Raw genomic sequence first — 14,468 nt, 5'->3', positions numbered from 1 at the left:
CAAATGTCAAACCTGTGAATGTCGTGGTGTTACCTTGGCTCGGTCTTGACATCCCCGGTGCGTGCGCCCCCCGTGCCCGTATCCCCCAGCCCACGTCCGCGCCCCACCGCCGCCGCGCCGAAACGCAGGCGCAGTGCGTCGATCGCCTGTTGGGTCGCCACGCGACGCGGCAGCGCCGGGTCGGACAGGTCGGCGCGATCGGCTTCCGCGCCCGGCCGGATCGGCGCCGCACCGATGCCGATCAGGCGGAATTCGGTGCCGTCGATCTCGCGGGCGAGCAGTTTGCGGGCGGTGGCGAACAATGTGTCGGGCAGGCGGGTCGGCGCATGCAGGCGCTGCGTGCGGGTGCGGCTACGGAAGGCGGCGGTCTTGAGCTTGAGCACCACGCCGCCCGCGGCGAGATCCTTGTCACGCAGCCTCGCACCGAGACGCTCGCACAGCCGCCACAACTCCGCCTCCAGTGCCGGCAGCGTGCGCAGATCGCGATCGAAGGTGGTCTCGGCACTGACCGATTTCGTCTCCCGCGCGGGATCGATGCGCCTGGTGTCGATCCCGCGCGCCCGCAGCACCAGCGCCGGGCCGTCGGGGCCCAGACGCGACTGTGCCTCGCGCGGGCCCAGCGCCTGGAGTTGGCCGAGCGTGGTGAAGCCGCGCGCCACGAGCGCACGTTCCTGGGCCGGGCCGATGCCCGGCAGGGTGCGCACGCCGCGCGCGGCCAGCCAGTGCGGCGCCTCGCTGCCCAGCACGGCGAAACCGCGCGGCTTGTCGATCCCGGCGGCGAGCTTGGCAAGCAGGCGGTTCGAGCTCAGCCCGATCGAGACCGTGATTCGCTCCTCCGCCTCGACGCGGGCGGCGAGACGGGCCAGCATCACCGCCGGGGGTGCGCGATGCAGCGCCTCGGTTCCAGAAAGATCGAGCACCGCCTCGTCGATCGACAGCGGCTGCACCAGCGGAGTCAGCGCCTCCATCATCGCGCGCAAGGAGCGCGCGACTCGGGCATAACTGGCGAAATCAGGCCGAATCACCACCGCATCGGGACAGGCGGCGAGCGCGGTGAACATCGGCATCGCACTGCGCACACCGCGCATGCGCGCGATGTAGCAGGCCGAGCTCACCACGCCGCGACTGCCGCCGCCGACGATCACCGGCCGGTCGGCCAGCTCCGGGCGGTCGCGCTTCTCGACACTGCAGTAGAAGGCGTCGCAATCGACATGCGCGACCGCCAGCCGGTCGAGCTCGGGATGTGCGACCAGCCGGGACCGGCCGCAGCGCGGGCAGCGCACGGGCGCACCCTGCTGCTCCCGCCAGAAGTGAAAGCAGGCCCGGCAGAGGACCGTGACCGGCCCGGGCGGCGGCCCGATGCGAGGGGCCTGCGTCAGACGGTCTTCGGCGCAGAGACGGTGCCGACCGGCTCGGAGGCCCCCGCCTTCGGTCCGTCCGCCCCCCACAGCCACGCCGCGCCGCGCACGCCGGAGCTGTCGCCGTGCAGGTTGCGCAGGATCGGGGTGGTGAAGCGCGGACTGATGACGTTGCGGGCGACCAGTTCCGGCACCTGCGCATAGAGATGGCTCATGTTCGACAGCCCGCCGCCGATGACGATCGCATCGGGATCGAGAATGTTGACCAGCATGGCGATGCCGCGCGCCAGACGGTCGGCATGGCGGGTGAGTGCGGCGATGGCGCGCTCGTCGCCGGCCTCGGCACGGGCGGGGATCTCCTTGGCATCGCGATGGCCCGGCCCGTCGCAATCCTCGGCCAGCGCCGAGCCGCACAGATAGCGCTCCATGCAGCCGGAATTGCCGCAGAAGCATTTCGGGAACGGCATGTCGGCCTCGTTCGGCCAGGGCAGCGGCACATGACCCCATTCGCCGCAGATATGGTGCGGACCGCTCAGCGGCCGACGATCGACGATGATTCCGCCGCCCATGCCGGTGCCCAGGATGATGCCGAACACGGTGCGGTAACCCGCACCCGCACCGTCCACCGCCTCTGACAGCGCGAAGCAGTTGGCATCGTTCTCGACCCGCACCTCGCGCGCCAGCGCCTCGGAGAGGTCATGCCCGAACGGCTTGCCGTTGAGCCAGGTGGAGTTGGCGTTCTTCACCAGCCCGCTATCGGGGCTGATCGCGCCGGGAATGCCGATGCCGACCGAGGCGCGGCCGCCGATCTCCGCCTCCGCACCCTCGACGAGGCCGACGATCGCCACGATCGCCGCCTCGTAGGAGCCCGGGTTGGGCACCCGCCGGCGCATCAGCGTGGTGCCGTCGCGGCCCAGGGCGGCGATCTCGATCTTGGTCCCGCCGAAATCGATCCCCGCGCGGAAATCGACATCGCTGCTGCTGCGCGCCATCCTGTCTCGTACTCCCTCTTCGCCCCTGGCCCGGTGGCGTCTCTAGCTGCGCCGAGACTAGAGCAATGGACGCGGCGGGGAAATTGCCGGATCGTGCGCCGTCATGACCACGCCCGCCCTCCCGATTGCCGACACGATCCTCGACCTGCGCGGCCTCGCCTGCCCGCTGCCGGTGCTCAAGGCCAACCGCCGCCTGCGCGAGCTCGGTCCCGGCGCGCGGCTGCGCGTGCTGGCGACCGACCGCGCCGCCCCGGGCGATTTCACCGCCTTCTGTCGCGAGACCGGCCACCGGCTGATCTCGGTCGGCGAGGAAGCGGGCGTCTTTACCTTCGTCATCCGTCGCCGCGAGGACTGAGCGAGGATTTGGCAACGCCCGGCCCAGGGTCTATGCCCCGGGCTGCTGACTGTCTGGAGTTCTCTACCGATGCCCGAGCCGCACGCCGATATCGCCCGCCTGTCCTTCGAGGACGCGCTTGCCGAGCTCGAGCGCATCGTGCGGGGTCTGGAGGGCGGCCAGCAGAAGCTCGACGACGCGATCACCGCCTATGAGCGCGGCGCGGCCCTGCGCAGGCATTGCGAGACGAAGCTCGCCGAGGCGGAGACGCGGATGGCGGCCATCGTGGTCGCCCAGGACGGTTCGGTCAGCCTCCACGACGAGCCCGGTGGACAGGCCGCGTTCGGCGCGCAGGGAGGCGCACGATGAATCAGACCCTGGCCGAACCTGGTGCGCGCCTCGAGCTGGGTGCGCGACTGTCACAGACCGCGCGCGAGATCGAGACGGTGCTCGCGGCCCTGCTGCCGCTGCCGGCCGGCCCTGAGAGGCGCGTGGTGGAGGCGATGCGCTACGCGGCCCTCGGCGGGGGCAAGCGTCTGCGCGGCTTCCTGATCGTCGAGGGCGCGGCGCTGTGCGGCGCGCCCCGCTCGGGTGCGCTGCGGGCGGCGGCCTCGGTCGAGATGCTGCACGCCTACTCGCTGGTGCATGACGACCTGCCGGCAATGGACGACGACGACCTGCGCCGCGGCCAGCCGAGTTGTCACCGCCGTTTCGACGAGGCCACCGCGATCCTCGCCGGCGACGCCTTGCAGACCCGCGCCTTCGAGGTGCTGGCCGATGCCGCCACCGCGGAGGATGCGGCGGTCCGCTGCCGGCTGATCACCGCCTTTGCCCTCGCTTCGGGCGCGGACGGCATGGTTGGCGGGCAGATGATCGACATGGAGGGCGAGAAGACACGCTTCGATCTCGACCAGGTGCGACGCCTGCATGCGCTCAAGACCGGCGCGCTGATCCGTTTCTCCGCCGAGGCCGGCGCCATCCTCGCCGATGCGCCGGTCGCGGTACGCGACAGCCTGCTCGCCTATGGCCGCGACATCGGCACCGCCTTCCAGGTGGCCGACGACGTGCTGGACGCGACCGCCCCGGCCGAGGTGCTGGGCAAGACCGCCGGCAAGGACCTCGCCGCCGGCAAGTCCACCTTCGTCAGCCTGCTCGGCATCGACGGCGCGCGTGCCGAGGCGCTGCGGCTGGCGCAGGCCGCGGTCGCGCATCTGGGCAGCTTCGGGCCGGAGGCGGATGCGCTGCGGGCGCTGGCCGTGCATATGGTCGAGCGCAAGAGCTGATGTTCCTTGTTGAAAAAAAGAACCAAGAAACTTCGATCCGCTGGACGAATGCGTGCGGGTGCGCGCATCCTTCTTTGGGTAGAAGTCTTGTTGTGTTCTTTTTTTCAGAACAAGAAGAGTAATTGGCCAAGATCCGCGCCGACCAGATGCTCGTGACCCGCGGTCTGGTCGAGAGCCGGGCGCGTGCGCAGGCACTGATCCTGGCCGGACTGGTGTTCACCGGCGAGAAGCGGGTCGCCAAGGCGGGCGACCTGCTGGCCGAGGACGCCCCCCTCACCCTGCGCGGTCAGGATCATCCCTGGGTGTCGCGCGGCGGGCTGAAGCTCGATCACGCCCTGTCGGCATTCGACCTGTCGCCCGAGGGGCGGATCGGACTCGATATCGGCGCCTCGACGGGCGGATTCACCGATGTGCTGCTCGCCCGCGGCGCGGCCAAGGTCCATGCGGTCGATGTCGGGCATGGGCAGCTCGCCTGGAAGCTGCGCTCGGATCCTCGCGTGGTGGTTCTGGAGAAGACCAACGCGCGCACGCTCGATGCATCGGTCATCGCCGACCCGATCGGCTGCCTGGTGTGCGATGCGAGCTTCATCGGGCTGCGGACGGTGCTGCCGGCGGGGCTGGCGCTGTGTGCGCCGGGTGCCTGGGCGGCGGTGTTGATCAAACCGCAGTTCGAGGCCGGTCCGGGCCAGGTCGGCGCGAAGGGCGTGGTACGCGATCCGGCCGTTCATGCGGCAGTCTGCGCCACCATCGAGACGTGGTGGCGTGGCTTGCCGGGCTGGACGGTGAAGGGGATCGTCGAGAGCCCGATCACCGGCCCGGAAGGCAATCGCGAGTTCATCCTGGGCGCGAGCTACGCGCCCTGAAACGCTCAGGCGCGCGCTTCGAAACCGCCGAGATCATGCTGCGAGACCTCGAGAAGCAGAGACCAGACCCGGCTGGGCTCCATCTCGACCACGTCGTCGTTCAGCAGATGATCGAGTTCCTCGAGCTTGGCGTTGTATTCCAGATCGTCCATGCCACCCTCCCCTGCGCCGAAGTGCTGCACCGAAAGCACAACGAGAACGTGGCAATCCTGTGACGGTTCACGACGCTTCGTGAGCGCGGACCGTACGATCGGAGACGTCGTCGCGACCGGAACTCCGGGCCGAATTGATTGGAAAAAACGGGCGTCAGCGGCTATTGCGCAAGGAGCGCCGGTGCAACCTCACGGCCGCCATGGCAGCGAGGAACACAGGCTTGTGATGACGAGAGGGTACGGTTTGGATGTGATCGACAGCGGCGTGGGACGGCCGGCCGACGCAGGCGTGCGGGACTCGCGCGAGGCTGCCTCGCTCGGCGAGGCGGAACGCGCTCGGATCCTGGCCAAGTCGGCCCTGTTCGCCCCGCCGGCGGCGCGCACCGCCGACGGTCGGCGCGATCTGGTGGGGCTGAGCCGCGAGGAGCTGGCAGCGGCGCTGGCCGAGATCGGCGAGAAGCCGTTCCGGGCCAAGCAGCTCTGGCACTGGATCTATCATCAGGGCGCGACCGATTTCGCCACGATGACCTCGATCGCCAGGCCGCTGCAGGCGCGGCTGGCCGAGCATTTCATCGTCGGGCGGCCGGAGATCGCCACCGAACAGACCAGCCGCGACGAGACCCGCAAATGGCTGTTCCGTTTCCGTGACGGGCAGGAGGCGGAGACCGTCTACATTCCCGACCGGCGCGAGGATCGCGGCGCGGTGTGCATCTCGTCACAGGTGGGATGCACGCTGTCGTGCCGCTTCTGCCATACCGGCACCCAGGCACTGGTGCGCAATCTGGGTCCGGCCGAGATCGTCGGCCAGTTCATGGCGGCGCGCGACCGCTACAGCGAGTGGCCGAGCCCGAAGGGCGAGACGCCGCGGCTGCTGTCGACCATCGTGCTGATGGGCATGGGCGAGCCTCTCTACAATTACGACAATGTCGCGCGTGCGATGCGCATCGTGATGGACAACGAGGGCATCGCGCTGTCGCGCCGTCGCATCACGCTTTCGACCTCGGGCGTGGTGCCGATGATGGACCGCTGCGGCGAGGAACTCGGCGTGAACCTGGCGATCTCGCTGCATGCGGTCACCGACGATCTGCGCGACGAGCTGGTGCCTCTGAACCGCAAATATCCGATCCGCGAGTTGATCGCCGCCTGCCGGCGCTATCCGGCGGCCTCGAACGCGCGGCGCATCACCTTCGAATACATCATGCTCGACGGGATCAACGATTCCGAGGCGGAGGCGCGCGCGCTGGTGCGGCTGATCGCCGGGTTGCCGGCAAAGGTCAATCTGATCCCGTTCAATCCCTGGCCGGGCAGCAGCTACAAGCCGAGCACACCGCGCAATCTGGAGAAATTCGCCAATATCGTCATGGAGGCGGGGTTCTCCTCGCCGATCCGCACGCCACGCGGGCGCGACATCCTCGCCGCGTGTGGGCAGCTTCGCACGGAGGGCCGCCGGCAGCGCGGCATACCGGTCGGAGCGGAGCCGGTCGCGTGAGCAGCGACTGTCGCTACTCGCGCTTGACCTCCATGACGCCGTCGGCGTCCTCCTGCACGACCGTGACATGCGGCCGCCCGTCGCCCAGGCGGGCGCGCAGAGCGGAGACCACCGCGATTGCCGCGATCACGACGACGATGAGCGTGAGAGCCAAGGTGACAGCCAGCATGTCGGGGGTCTCCTGCAAGGGGGGCGTGGCCTTGCCGCAACAGGGCCGTGGAAACTGTTCTACGATCGGTACAGTTGCGGGTTTCCGCAGCAAGGGGCGGCGGCTTGACGCGTTCCCGTCCGGGACGCAGAACAACCAGCGATGGGATTAGGTAGGAAAGCTGCCTTTTTTCGGTGCCGTCAACCGTCTCCCTGAGGCGGAGCGGCGATCACCAGCAAGCGACGAGGCTGAGACATGAGGCTGACACCGGGTTCTGGCAGAGCAGGGAGGGTGCCCGCAGGCGGGGTGCTGCGGCGCGTGTCGCCGGCGGCACTGCTGTCGCTCGCCCTGCCCCTGGGCGGGTGCGAGGGCGTGCTCAACCCGATGGGTGCGGTCGGCGAGGCCGAGCGTACACTGATCTTCACCGCGGTCGGCCTGATGCTGCTGGTGGTGGTGCCGGTGATCGTGCTGACGCTGTGGTTCGCCTGGCACTACCGCGCCTCGAACACCCGCGCGCGCTACCTGCCCGACTTCCATCACTCGACGGCGATCGAGATCACGGTGTGGGCGGTGCCCTGCCTGATCATCGCCATCCTCGGCTACATCACCTTCGAGACGACCCACTCGCTCGACCCTTACCGGCCGCTGACCACCGCCGAGGCCGGCGTGGTCCCCGATCCGGCCGCGGCGAACAAGCCGCTCGAGGTCGAAGTGGTCGCGCTCGACTGGAAGTGGCTGTTCATCTACCCCGAGCAGCATGTCGCGACGATCAACGAGGTCGCCTTTCCGGTGAACCGGCCGGTCGATTTCGTCATCACCTCCGACACCGTGATGAACTCGTTCTTCATCCCGCAGCTCGGCACGCAGATCTATGCGATGGCCGGCATGAAGACCCAGCTTCATCTGATCGCCAACAAGCCCGGAACCTATTTCGGCCAGTCGGCGAATTTCAGCGGCGACGGCTTCTCCGACATGCACTTCAACGCGATCGCCACCGCGACTCCGGCCGATTTCGACACCTGGCTCGACCATGTCCGCGCCAGCGGGCGGGCACTCGACGCCGGTGCAATCGCAGAGCTGGAAAAGCCGACGATCGCGGTCCCGGCGACCTATTTCGGTTCGGTCGAGGGCAATCCTTTCCAGGCTTACATCGACAAATTCATGGGCAAGGGCGAGGCGATGCGTGACGCCATGCATGGTGCGGATGCTGCACCGGCGGGTGAGACGATGCCTGGCATGAGCGGCCATTCAGGCATGGGGAACTAAGGTCATGCTCGGCAAACTCAACTGGTCATCCATTCCATTCGACAATCCGATCGAGCTCGGCGCCGTGGCCTTCATGGGGCTGGTGGTGCTGGCCGTGCTCGCGGTGGTCACCAAGGCGAAGGCCTGGGGCTATCTGTGGACGGAATGGCTCACTTCCGTCGATCACAAGAAGATCGGCGTGATGTATATCGTGGTCGCCTTCGTGATGCTGCTGCGCGGCTTCGCCGATGCGATCATGATGCGCAGCCAGCTGGCCCTCGCCGGGCCCGGACACAAGGGCTACCTGCCGCCCGAGCACTACGACCAGATCTTCTCGGCGCACGGCACGATCATGATCTTCTTCGTCGCGATGACCTTCGTCATCGGGCTGATGAACATCGCGACCCCGCTGCAGATCGGCGCGCGCGACGTGGCGTTCCCGTTCCTGAACTCGGTCAGCTTCTGGCTCACCGCGGTCAGCGTGGGTCTGATCAACCTCTCGCTCGCGCTCGGCGCCTTCGCCCGTAACGGCTGGCTCGAATACCCGCCGCTCTCGGGCATCCAGTTCAGTCCGGATGTCGGTGTCGACTACTGGATCTGGTCACTCCAGATCTCGGGTATCGGCACGCTGCTGACGGGTGTGAACTTCTTCGTCACCATCCTCAAGATGCGTGCGCCCGGCATGACCTTTTTCCGTATGCCGGTGTTCGTGTGGACGATCCTGTGCACCTCGGTGCTGATCATGGCCGCGTTCCCGGTGCTGACGGTGACGCTGACGATGCTGTCGCTCGACCGCTATCTCGGCTTCCACTTCTTCACCAACGAGCTGGGCGGCAACCAGATGATGTATGTGAACCTCATCTGGGTGTGGGGTCACCCCGAGGTCTACATCCTGATCCTGCCGGCGTTCGGCGTGTTCTCGGAAGTCACCTCGACCTACTCGCAGAAGCGGCTGTTCGGCTACACCTCCATGGTGTGGGCGACCATCGCCATCACCGTGCTCTCGTTCATCGTCTGGCTGCACCACTTCTTCACCATGGGGTCGGGTGCGAACGTCAATGCCTTCTTCGGCATCGCGACGATGATCATCGCCGTGCCCACGGGCGTGAAGATCTTCAACTGGCTGTTCACCATCTATGGCGGGCGGGTGACGTTCCAGACCCCGATGCTGTGGACCGTGGGCTTCATGGTCACCTTCTCGATCGGCGGCATGACCGGCGTGATGCTCGCCGTGCCGGGCATCGACTTCGTGCTGCACAACTCGCTGTTCCTGATCGCGCACTTCCACAACGTCATCATCGGCGGCGCGGTGTTCGGCTACCTCGCCGGCGTGACCTACTGGTTCCCCAAGGTGTTCGGCTTCAAGCTCGACGAGAAATGGGGCAAGCGGGCGTTCTGGTTCTGGCTGACCGGCTTCTACTTCGCCTTCATGCCGCTCTATGTGCTCGGCTTCCTGGGTGCGACGCGCCGCATGCAGCACTATGACAACCCGGCCTACACGCCGTGGATGCACATCGCGCTGTTCGGCGCCGTGCTGATCATGTGCGGCATCATCTGCCAGCTGGTACAGATCGTGGTGTCGATCCGCCACCGCGCTGAGCTGGCCGATGTCACCGGCGATCCGTGGCACGGCCGCACGCTGGAATGGGCGGTCTCCTCGCCCCCGCCGTTCTACAACTTCGCCACCATCCCGGAAGTCGACAGCGCCGAGCCGCTGTGGACGGCGAAGAACCGCGGTGAGATCATCTTCCACACCCGTGACAACTACCAGCCGATCCACATGCCCAAGAACACCGCGGCCGGGCTGTTCATCGGCATCTTCGCCGGCGTGATGGGGTTCGCGCTGATCTGGTCGATCTTCTGGCTCGCCGCGATCGGCCTGCTCGGGATCATGTTCACGCTGATCATCAAGACCTGCAACGACGACATCGACTACTACGTGCAGCCCGACGAGGTGGCCCGTATCCAGAATGCGCATTACGCGCGCATCGACGCCCTTGCTTCGGAGAAGCACTATGCTGACTGAGTCGGCGAGCGCTCACCACGCGCACGACCACCACCACGAGGAAGCCGGCGCCACCAAGGTCTTCGGCTTCTGGCTCTACCTGATGACCGACTGCGTGCTGTTCGCGACCCTGTTCGCAGGGTTCGCGGTGCTGCACGACCAGTTCGCCGGCGGCGTGACCGGGCGCGACATCTTCGATCTCAAGGATGTCGGCATCGAGACGGCGTTCCTTCTGTTCTCGTCGGTCACCTACGGCTTCGCCATGCTCTCCGCCCACAGGGGCAGCAAGCCGGCGGTGCTGGCATGGCTGGCGATCACCTTCCTGTTCGGCGCGGGGTTCATCGGCATGGAAATCCGCGAGTTCTCCTCGCTGATCGCCGAAGGCCACGGACCCGACAAGAGCGCCTTCCTGTCGGCGTTCTTCACCCTGGTCGGCACCCACGGCGGTCACGTCACCTTCGGGCTGATCTGGATGGCCACGCTGATGTTCCAGATGACCGTGCTCGGCAAGCCGCTCAACGCGGTCTATATCAGCCGGCTCGCCTGCCTCAGCCTGTTCTGGCACTTCCTCGACATCGTCTGGATCTGCGTCTTCACCGTCGTCTACCTGATGGGAGTGCTGTGATGGCCACCCCGATTTCCGCCAAGGACCTCCACGCCGGCGAGAGCCACACCAGCCATGATGCCGGCGCGCATCACGGCTCGGTCACCTCCTATGCGATCGGCTTCATCCTGTCGGTGATCCTCACGGTCGCCGCCTTCTGGATGGTCATGCACGGCGGTTTCTCGCGCGGCACGATCGTGTCTGCGATCGTCGCCCTCGCCATCATCCAGGTGTTCGTGCACCTGGGCTTCTTCCTGCATCTCAACTTCGCCCCGGACCAGCGCTGGACGCTGGTCTCGTTCGGCTTCGCGGTCATGGTGGTGGCGATCATCCTGATCGGCTCGCTGTGGATCATGCGCAACATCGCCGACAACATGACCGACATGACGAAGATGACCCCCGCCCAGGCGATCAACTCGCCCGGCTGAACGACCCTTCTTCGGCACAACACGAAAGCCCGGGCTTCGGCCCGGGCTTTTTTGTTAGGGTCACGGGTGCTAGATGCGCAAGCCAGGCCAACAGGAGACCGCAGCCCGTGAGCAGCCCGCCGAAACATCGTGACGTCAAGAAGGTGGTGCTCGCCTATTCCGGCGGCCTCGACACCTCGGTGATCCTGCGGTGGCTGCAGCAGCATTACGGCTGCGAGGTCGTCACCTTCACCGCCGATCTCGGCCAGGGCGAGGAGCTCGAACCCGCGCGCCGCAAGGCCGAGATGTTCGGGGTGAAGGAGATCTTCGTCGAGGACCTGCGCGAGACCTTCGTGAAGGACTTCGTCTTTCCGATGTTCCGCGCCAACACCCTCTACGAGGGACAGTACCTGCTCGGCACCTCCATCGCGCGCCCGCTGATCGCCCAGCGCCAGATCGAGATCGCCGAGGCCGTGGGTGCGGACGCCGTCGCCCATGGCGCGACCGGCAAGGGCAACGACCAGGTCCGCTTCGAACTGAGCTATTACGCGCTCAAGCCCGACGTGAAGGTCATCGCTCCCTGGCGCGAATGGGATCTCACTTCACGCACGAAGCTGCTCGAATTCGCCGAGACCCACCAGATTCCCGTCACCAAGGACAAGCGCGGCGAGGCGCCGTTCAGCGTGGACGCGAACCTGTTGCACTCCTCCTCCGAGGGCAAGATCCTCGAAGACCCCGCCTCCCCGCCCGACGAGATCGTGTTCCAGCGCACGATCTCGCCCGAATCCGCCCCCGACCGCGCCACCGAGATCAGCATCGATTTCGTCCATGGCGACCCGGTGGCGATCAACGGCGAAGCCCTCTCCCCCGCCGCCCTGCTGACGAAGCTCAACGCGCTCGGCCGCGAGAACGGCATCGGCCGCCTCGACCTGGTCGAAAACCGCTTCGTCGGCATGAAGTCGCGCGGCATCTACGAGACCCCCGGCGGCACCATCCTGCTCGCCGCGCACCGCAACATGGAAACCATCACGCTGGATCGCGAGGCGGGCCACCTCAAGGACAGCCTGATGCCGCGCTATGCCGAGCTGATCTACAACGGCTTCTGGTTCAGTCCCGAGCGTCGCATGCTGCAGGCGCTGATCGACGAGAGCCAGCACAGCGTGACCGGCCGCGTGCGGCTGAAGCTCTACAAGGGCAACGTCATCGTCACCGGCCGCGAAAGCCCCAACTCGCTCTACGACACCCGCGTCGTCACCTTCGAGGACGACCAGGGCGCCTACGACCAGGTCGACGCCCAGGGCTTCATCAAGCTCAACGCCCTCCGCCTGCGCCTCGGCGCCATGGTGGGCCGTCGGGGCGGCGCGCTCTGAGACCGGCGCGGGGGCGCTGCCCCCGCACCCCCGGCAAAGGGCTGAGCCCTTTGCGATCCCGTTTGATGAGAAAAAGGGGATGGGCAAGCCCATCCCCTTTTTCTCATGGACCGAGGTGCAGGAGGCCGAGCCTCCTGCCGGGGTGCAGGGGCAGCGCCCCTGCGACCGGTCTCAGTGATCCGTCCAGCCGACATAGGACGCGACGTTCTGCTGGGTCACCAGCCTGGGCGGCAGCAGGGTGACGGTCTGCGCGGGCGGGTGGCCGTCGAGGATGTCGCGGCCGGTGGTGAAGCCCAGTCTGCCCATCGCATAGGGGTCCTGCGAGGCGGAGGCGATGATGGCGCCGCCGTGCTTGAGCGCCGAGACGATGTCGGGGGCGCCATCGACAGACGTGATCTTGATACCGGTGCGGTGCGCCTGGCGCATGGCGAGGTCGGAGCCGATCGCCTGCGGGTCGTTGATGGTGAACACGCCGGCGACCTCGGGGAAGCGCACCAGCAGGCTCTGCATCACGGCGAGGCCACCGTCGCGCGAACCCTTGCCGTCCTGGGCGGCGTCGAGGATGTGAACGGCATTATCCTTGCCGAGCGCCTCCTTGCAGCCATTGACGCGGTCGATGACGGCGGAGACCTGAGGGCCGTTCTCGATGATGACGTTGCCCTTGTGGCCGATGGCGTCGGCAAGGTAGGCGCAGGAGATGCGGCCGGCGGCGACATTGTCGGTCTGCACGGTGGCGTTGGCCCCGTCGGCGGCGACATCGACGGCGACGACGATCACGCCCGCCTTGTTGGCACGGGCGATGGCGGGTTTGAGCGCCTTGGGGTCGACCGCGTTGAGCAGGATGAGCTGCGCGCCGGAGGCGATGAAGTTGTCGATCTGGGTGAACTGCTTGTTAAGGTCGTAATCGGCCGAGACCGCGGTGACGCGGATCGACGGATCGAGCGCGTGCGCGGCGTCTGTCGCACCCTTGGCGAGGGTGACGAAATAGGGGTTGCCGAGCGAGCCGACGGAGATGCCGACGGTGGTGAGTTTCCTGCCGTCCGCATGAGCCGGCAGGGCAGCCCCCGCGCACAGCGCGAGTGCGCTGCCGATGCGGAGCAGGGTCTTGAACATGGCGGTCGTTTCCTCTTGTTCTCGTTTTACGTGCGTGCGCCGCCCTGTTGGCGGAAGCGATCGAGGGCCACGGCACCGATGATGACCAGGCCCTTGATGATGAACTGCCAGATGTCGGACACCCCGATCAGGATCAGCCCGTTGGTCAGCACGGCGATGATCAGCGCACCGACAAGCGTGCCCCAGATCGAGCCGACACCGCCGACGAAGGAGGTGCCGCCGAGAATCACGGCGGCGATCGCGTCGAGCTCGTAGCTCTGGCCGAGCTGCAGCCCGTTGGCGGCGTACAGCCGCGCCGAGGCCATCACCGCGCCCAGGCCGGCGAGCCCGCCCGAGACGGCATAGACGAACAGCAGCACGGCGGTCACCGAGATGCCCGACAGACGCGCGGCGGCCGGGTTGCCGCCGACGGCATAGATGTGCACGCCGAGCACCGTGCGGCGCAGCACGAACCACGACACCACGATCACCGCCAGCGCGATCACCGCCAGCCACGGAACGGTCAGGCTGCCGACCGGGATGCCGCCATTGCCGATCCAGGCATAGGCGAGGTCGGGATTGAAGACGGTGTTGTCGGCCCCCATCAGCCTTGCCACGCCGCGGATCGCGGTGAGCGTGCCCAGGGTGACGATGAAGGGCGGCAGCTTGACCAGCGCGACCAGCGAGCCGTTGATCACACCAATCAGCAAGCCGATGGCGAGTGCGGCCGGGATGGCGAGCGCGGCCCACCAGCCGGGCCAGAGCGACACGATCAGCGCGCCCATCGCCGCGGCAGCAAGAATCGAGCCGACCGAGAGATCGATGCCGCCTGTGAGGATGACGAAGGTCATGCCCGCGGCGAGCACGGTGTTGATCGAGGCCTGCTGGGCGACGATGGAGAGGTTTTCGCCGGTCAGGAAGCGGTGGCCGCCGAACAGGTGGAAACCGATCGCCAGCAGGACGAGCACCGGCAGCATGCCGAGCGATTGCAGCATCGCGCGGATGCGGACCTGGCGCTCCGACAGGCCGGCACCGCCCCCGGGTCGATCCTCGGGTCGGGGCGGCGGGTCGACCATGCCGGCGGCGTTGGTCGGCGGCAGCGAGTCGATCGTGTCGGCGGTCATGT

At 67.2% G+C, this 14,468-nt stretch carries 16 protein-coding genes; 10 read left to right on the top strand and 6 right to left on the bottom strand.

Annotation, left to right across the window (positions count from 1 at the left end; genetic code table 11):
• Positions 1-29 precede the first annotated feature (29 nt).
• Both FHR90_RS08170 and FHR90_RS08165 read right to left on the bottom strand, forming a co-directional pair.
• The gene (locus FHR90_RS08170) at positions 30-1,361 is read right to left on the bottom strand and encodes a DNA polymerase IV (RefSeq protein ID WP_183275101.1); all 1,332 of its coding nucleotides are present in this window, start codon (positions 1,359-1,361) and stop codon (positions 30-32) included.
• 14 nt (positions 1,362-1,375) lie between these two features.
• On the bottom strand, positions 1,376-2,350 hold the full coding sequence (locus tag FHR90_RS08165) for an ROK family protein (RefSeq protein WP_176626670.1): 975 nt from the start codon (positions 2,348-2,350) through the stop codon (positions 1,376-1,378).
• A 103-nt stretch (positions 2,351-2,453) separates the two neighbouring features.
• Between FHR90_RS08165 and FHR90_RS08160 the strand changes: the two genes are divergently transcribed.
• From FHR90_RS08160 to FHR90_RS08145, 4 genes are all read left to right on the top strand, one after another.
• Positions 2,454-2,705, top strand: coding sequence for a sulfurtransferase TusA family protein (locus FHR90_RS08160; protein ID WP_221188236.1), 252 nt, complete (start codon positions 2,454-2,456; stop codon positions 2,703-2,705).
• A gap of 69 nt (positions 2,706-2,774) precedes the next feature.
• Positions 2,775-3,053 carry an exodeoxyribonuclease VII small subunit gene (locus FHR90_RS08155; protein WP_176627198.1) on the top strand — a complete coding sequence of 93 codons (279 nt, stop codon included), beginning with the start codon at positions 2,775-2,777 and terminating at the stop codon, positions 3,051-3,053.
• Positions 3,050-3,967, top strand: a complete 918-nt coding sequence (locus tag FHR90_RS08150) for a polyprenyl synthetase family protein (RefSeq protein ID WP_183275026.1) — start codon at positions 3,050-3,052, stop codon at positions 3,965-3,967. Before FHR90_RS08155 ends, FHR90_RS08150 begins: the two co-directional genes overlap by 4 nt.
• A 122-nt stretch (positions 3,968-4,089) precedes the next feature.
• A complete protein-coding gene (locus FHR90_RS08145; protein ID WP_176621877.1) occupies positions 4,090-4,830 on the top strand; it encodes a TlyA family RNA methyltransferase in 741 nt (246 codons plus the stop codon).
• Between the two features lie 5 nt (positions 4,831-4,835).
• Here FHR90_RS08145 and FHR90_RS08140 read toward each other — a convergent pair whose 3' ends face one another.
• Complete coding sequence (locus FHR90_RS08140; RefSeq protein ID WP_176621876.1) at positions 4,836-4,982, bottom strand: peptide chain release factor 1; 147 nt, start codon at positions 4,980-4,982, stop codon at positions 4,836-4,838.
• Between the two features lie 265 nt (positions 4,983-5,247).
• Between FHR90_RS08140 and rlmN the strand changes: the two genes are divergently transcribed.
• The gene (rlmN, locus tag FHR90_RS08135; protein ID WP_266152808.1) at positions 5,248-6,471 is read left to right on the top strand and encodes a 23S rRNA (adenine(2503)-C(2))-methyltransferase RlmN; all 1,224 of its coding nucleotides are present in this window, start codon (positions 5,248-5,250) and stop codon (positions 6,469-6,471) included.
• A 13-nt stretch (positions 6,472-6,484) separates the two neighbouring features.
• Here rlmN and FHR90_RS08130 read toward each other — a convergent pair whose 3' ends face one another.
• The gene (locus FHR90_RS08130) at positions 6,485-6,640 is read right to left on the bottom strand and encodes a hypothetical protein (protein ID WP_176621874.1); all 156 of its coding nucleotides are present in this window, start codon (positions 6,638-6,640) and stop codon (positions 6,485-6,487) included.
• Between the two features lie 270 nt (positions 6,641-6,910).
• On the opposite strand from FHR90_RS08130, the gene cyoA reads away from it, so the two are divergent.
• From cyoA to FHR90_RS08105, 5 genes are all read left to right on the top strand, one after another.
• Positions 6,911-7,885 carry a ubiquinol oxidase subunit II gene (gene cyoA, locus FHR90_RS08125; protein ID WP_266152807.1) on the top strand — a complete coding sequence of 325 codons (975 nt, stop codon included), beginning with the start codon at positions 6,911-6,913 and terminating at the stop codon, positions 7,883-7,885.
• Between the two features lie 4 nt (positions 7,886-7,889).
• Positions 7,890-9,890, top strand: a complete 2,001-nt coding sequence (gene cyoB, locus FHR90_RS08120) for a cytochrome o ubiquinol oxidase subunit I (protein ID WP_176621873.1) — start codon at positions 7,890-7,892, stop codon at positions 9,888-9,890.
• The gene (cyoC, locus tag FHR90_RS08115; protein WP_176621872.1) at positions 9,880-10,494 is read left to right on the top strand and encodes a cytochrome o ubiquinol oxidase subunit III; all 615 of its coding nucleotides are present in this window, start codon (positions 9,880-9,882) and stop codon (positions 10,492-10,494) included. The genes cyoB and cyoC overlap by 11 nt, the downstream gene beginning before the upstream one ends.
• Positions 10,494-10,901 carry a cytochrome o ubiquinol oxidase subunit IV gene (gene cyoD, locus FHR90_RS08110; RefSeq protein ID WP_176621871.1) on the top strand — a complete coding sequence of 136 codons (408 nt, stop codon included), beginning with the start codon at positions 10,494-10,496 and terminating at the stop codon, positions 10,899-10,901. Before cyoC ends, cyoD begins: the two co-directional genes overlap by 1 nt.
• Before the next feature lie 107 nt (positions 10,902-11,008).
• Positions 11,009-12,250: an argininosuccinate synthase gene (locus tag FHR90_RS08105; protein WP_176621870.1), complete on the top strand. Its 1,242-nt coding sequence runs from the start codon at positions 11,009-11,011 to the stop codon at positions 12,248-12,250.
• A gap of 171 nt (positions 12,251-12,421) precedes the next feature.
• Here FHR90_RS08105 and FHR90_RS08100 read toward each other — a convergent pair whose 3' ends face one another.
• Together FHR90_RS08100 and FHR90_RS08095 are read right to left on the bottom strand one after the other, a co-directional pair.
• On the bottom strand, positions 12,422-13,363 hold the full coding sequence (locus FHR90_RS08100) for an ABC transporter substrate-binding protein (RefSeq protein ID WP_176621869.1): 942 nt from the start codon (positions 13,361-13,363) through the stop codon (positions 12,422-12,424).
• 26 nt (positions 13,364-13,389) lie between these two features.
• Positions 13,390-14,466 carry an ABC transporter permease subunit gene (locus tag FHR90_RS08095; RefSeq protein ID WP_246330120.1) on the bottom strand — a complete coding sequence of 359 codons (1,077 nt, stop codon included), beginning with the start codon at positions 14,464-14,466 and terminating at the stop codon, positions 13,390-13,392.
• Between the last annotated feature and the right edge of the window lie 2 nt (positions 14,467-14,468).

This window comes from Endobacter medicaginis, assembly GCF_014192375.1.
GTDB lineage: Bacteria > Pseudomonadota > Alphaproteobacteria > Acetobacterales > Acetobacteraceae > Endobacter > Endobacter medicaginis.
This window is presented reverse-complemented; position numbering and strand designations above follow the sequence as displayed.

Bases quoted from the DNA above. Each gene is read 5' to 3' on its own strand.
- FHR90_RS08165 (WP_176626670.1), bottom strand. From the start codon at position 2,350: ATGGCGCGCAGCAGCAGCGATGTCGATTTCCGCGCGGGGATCGATTTC.
- FHR90_RS08155 (WP_176627198.1), top strand. From the start codon at position 2,775: ATGCCCGAGCCGCACGCCGATATCGCCCGCCTGTCCTTCGAGGACGCG.
- FHR90_RS08140 (WP_176621876.1), bottom strand. From the start codon at position 4,982: ATGGACGATCTGGAATACAACGCCAAGCTCGAGGAACTCGATCATCTG.
- FHR90_RS08160 (WP_221188236.1), top strand. From the start codon at position 2,454: ATGACCACGCCCGCCCTCCCGATTGCCGACACGATCCTCGACCTGCGC.
- FHR90_RS08130 (WP_176621874.1), bottom strand. From the start codon at position 6,640: ATGCTGGCTGTCACCTTGGCTCTCACGCTCATCGTCGTCGTGATCGCG.
- FHR90_RS08150 (WP_183275026.1), top strand. From the start codon at position 3,050: ATGAATCAGACCCTGGCCGAACCTGGTGCGCGCCTCGAGCTGGGTGCG.
- cyoD (WP_176621871.1), top strand. From the start codon at position 10,494: ATGGCCACCCCGATTTCCGCCAAGGACCTCCACGCCGGCGAGAGCCAC.
- FHR90_RS08100 (WP_176621869.1), bottom strand. From the start codon at position 13,363: ATGTTCAAGACCCTGCTCCGCATCGGCAGCGCACTCGCGCTGTGCGCG.
- cyoB (WP_176621873.1), top strand. From the start codon at position 7,890: ATGCTCGGCAAACTCAACTGGTCATCCATTCCATTCGACAATCCGATC.
- FHR90_RS08095 (WP_246330120.1), bottom strand. From the start codon at position 14,466: ATGACCGCCGACACGATCGACTCGCTGCCGCCGACCAACGCCGCCGGC.
- cyoC (WP_176621872.1), top strand. From the start codon at position 9,880: ATGCTGACTGAGTCGGCGAGCGCTCACCACGCGCACGACCACCACCAC.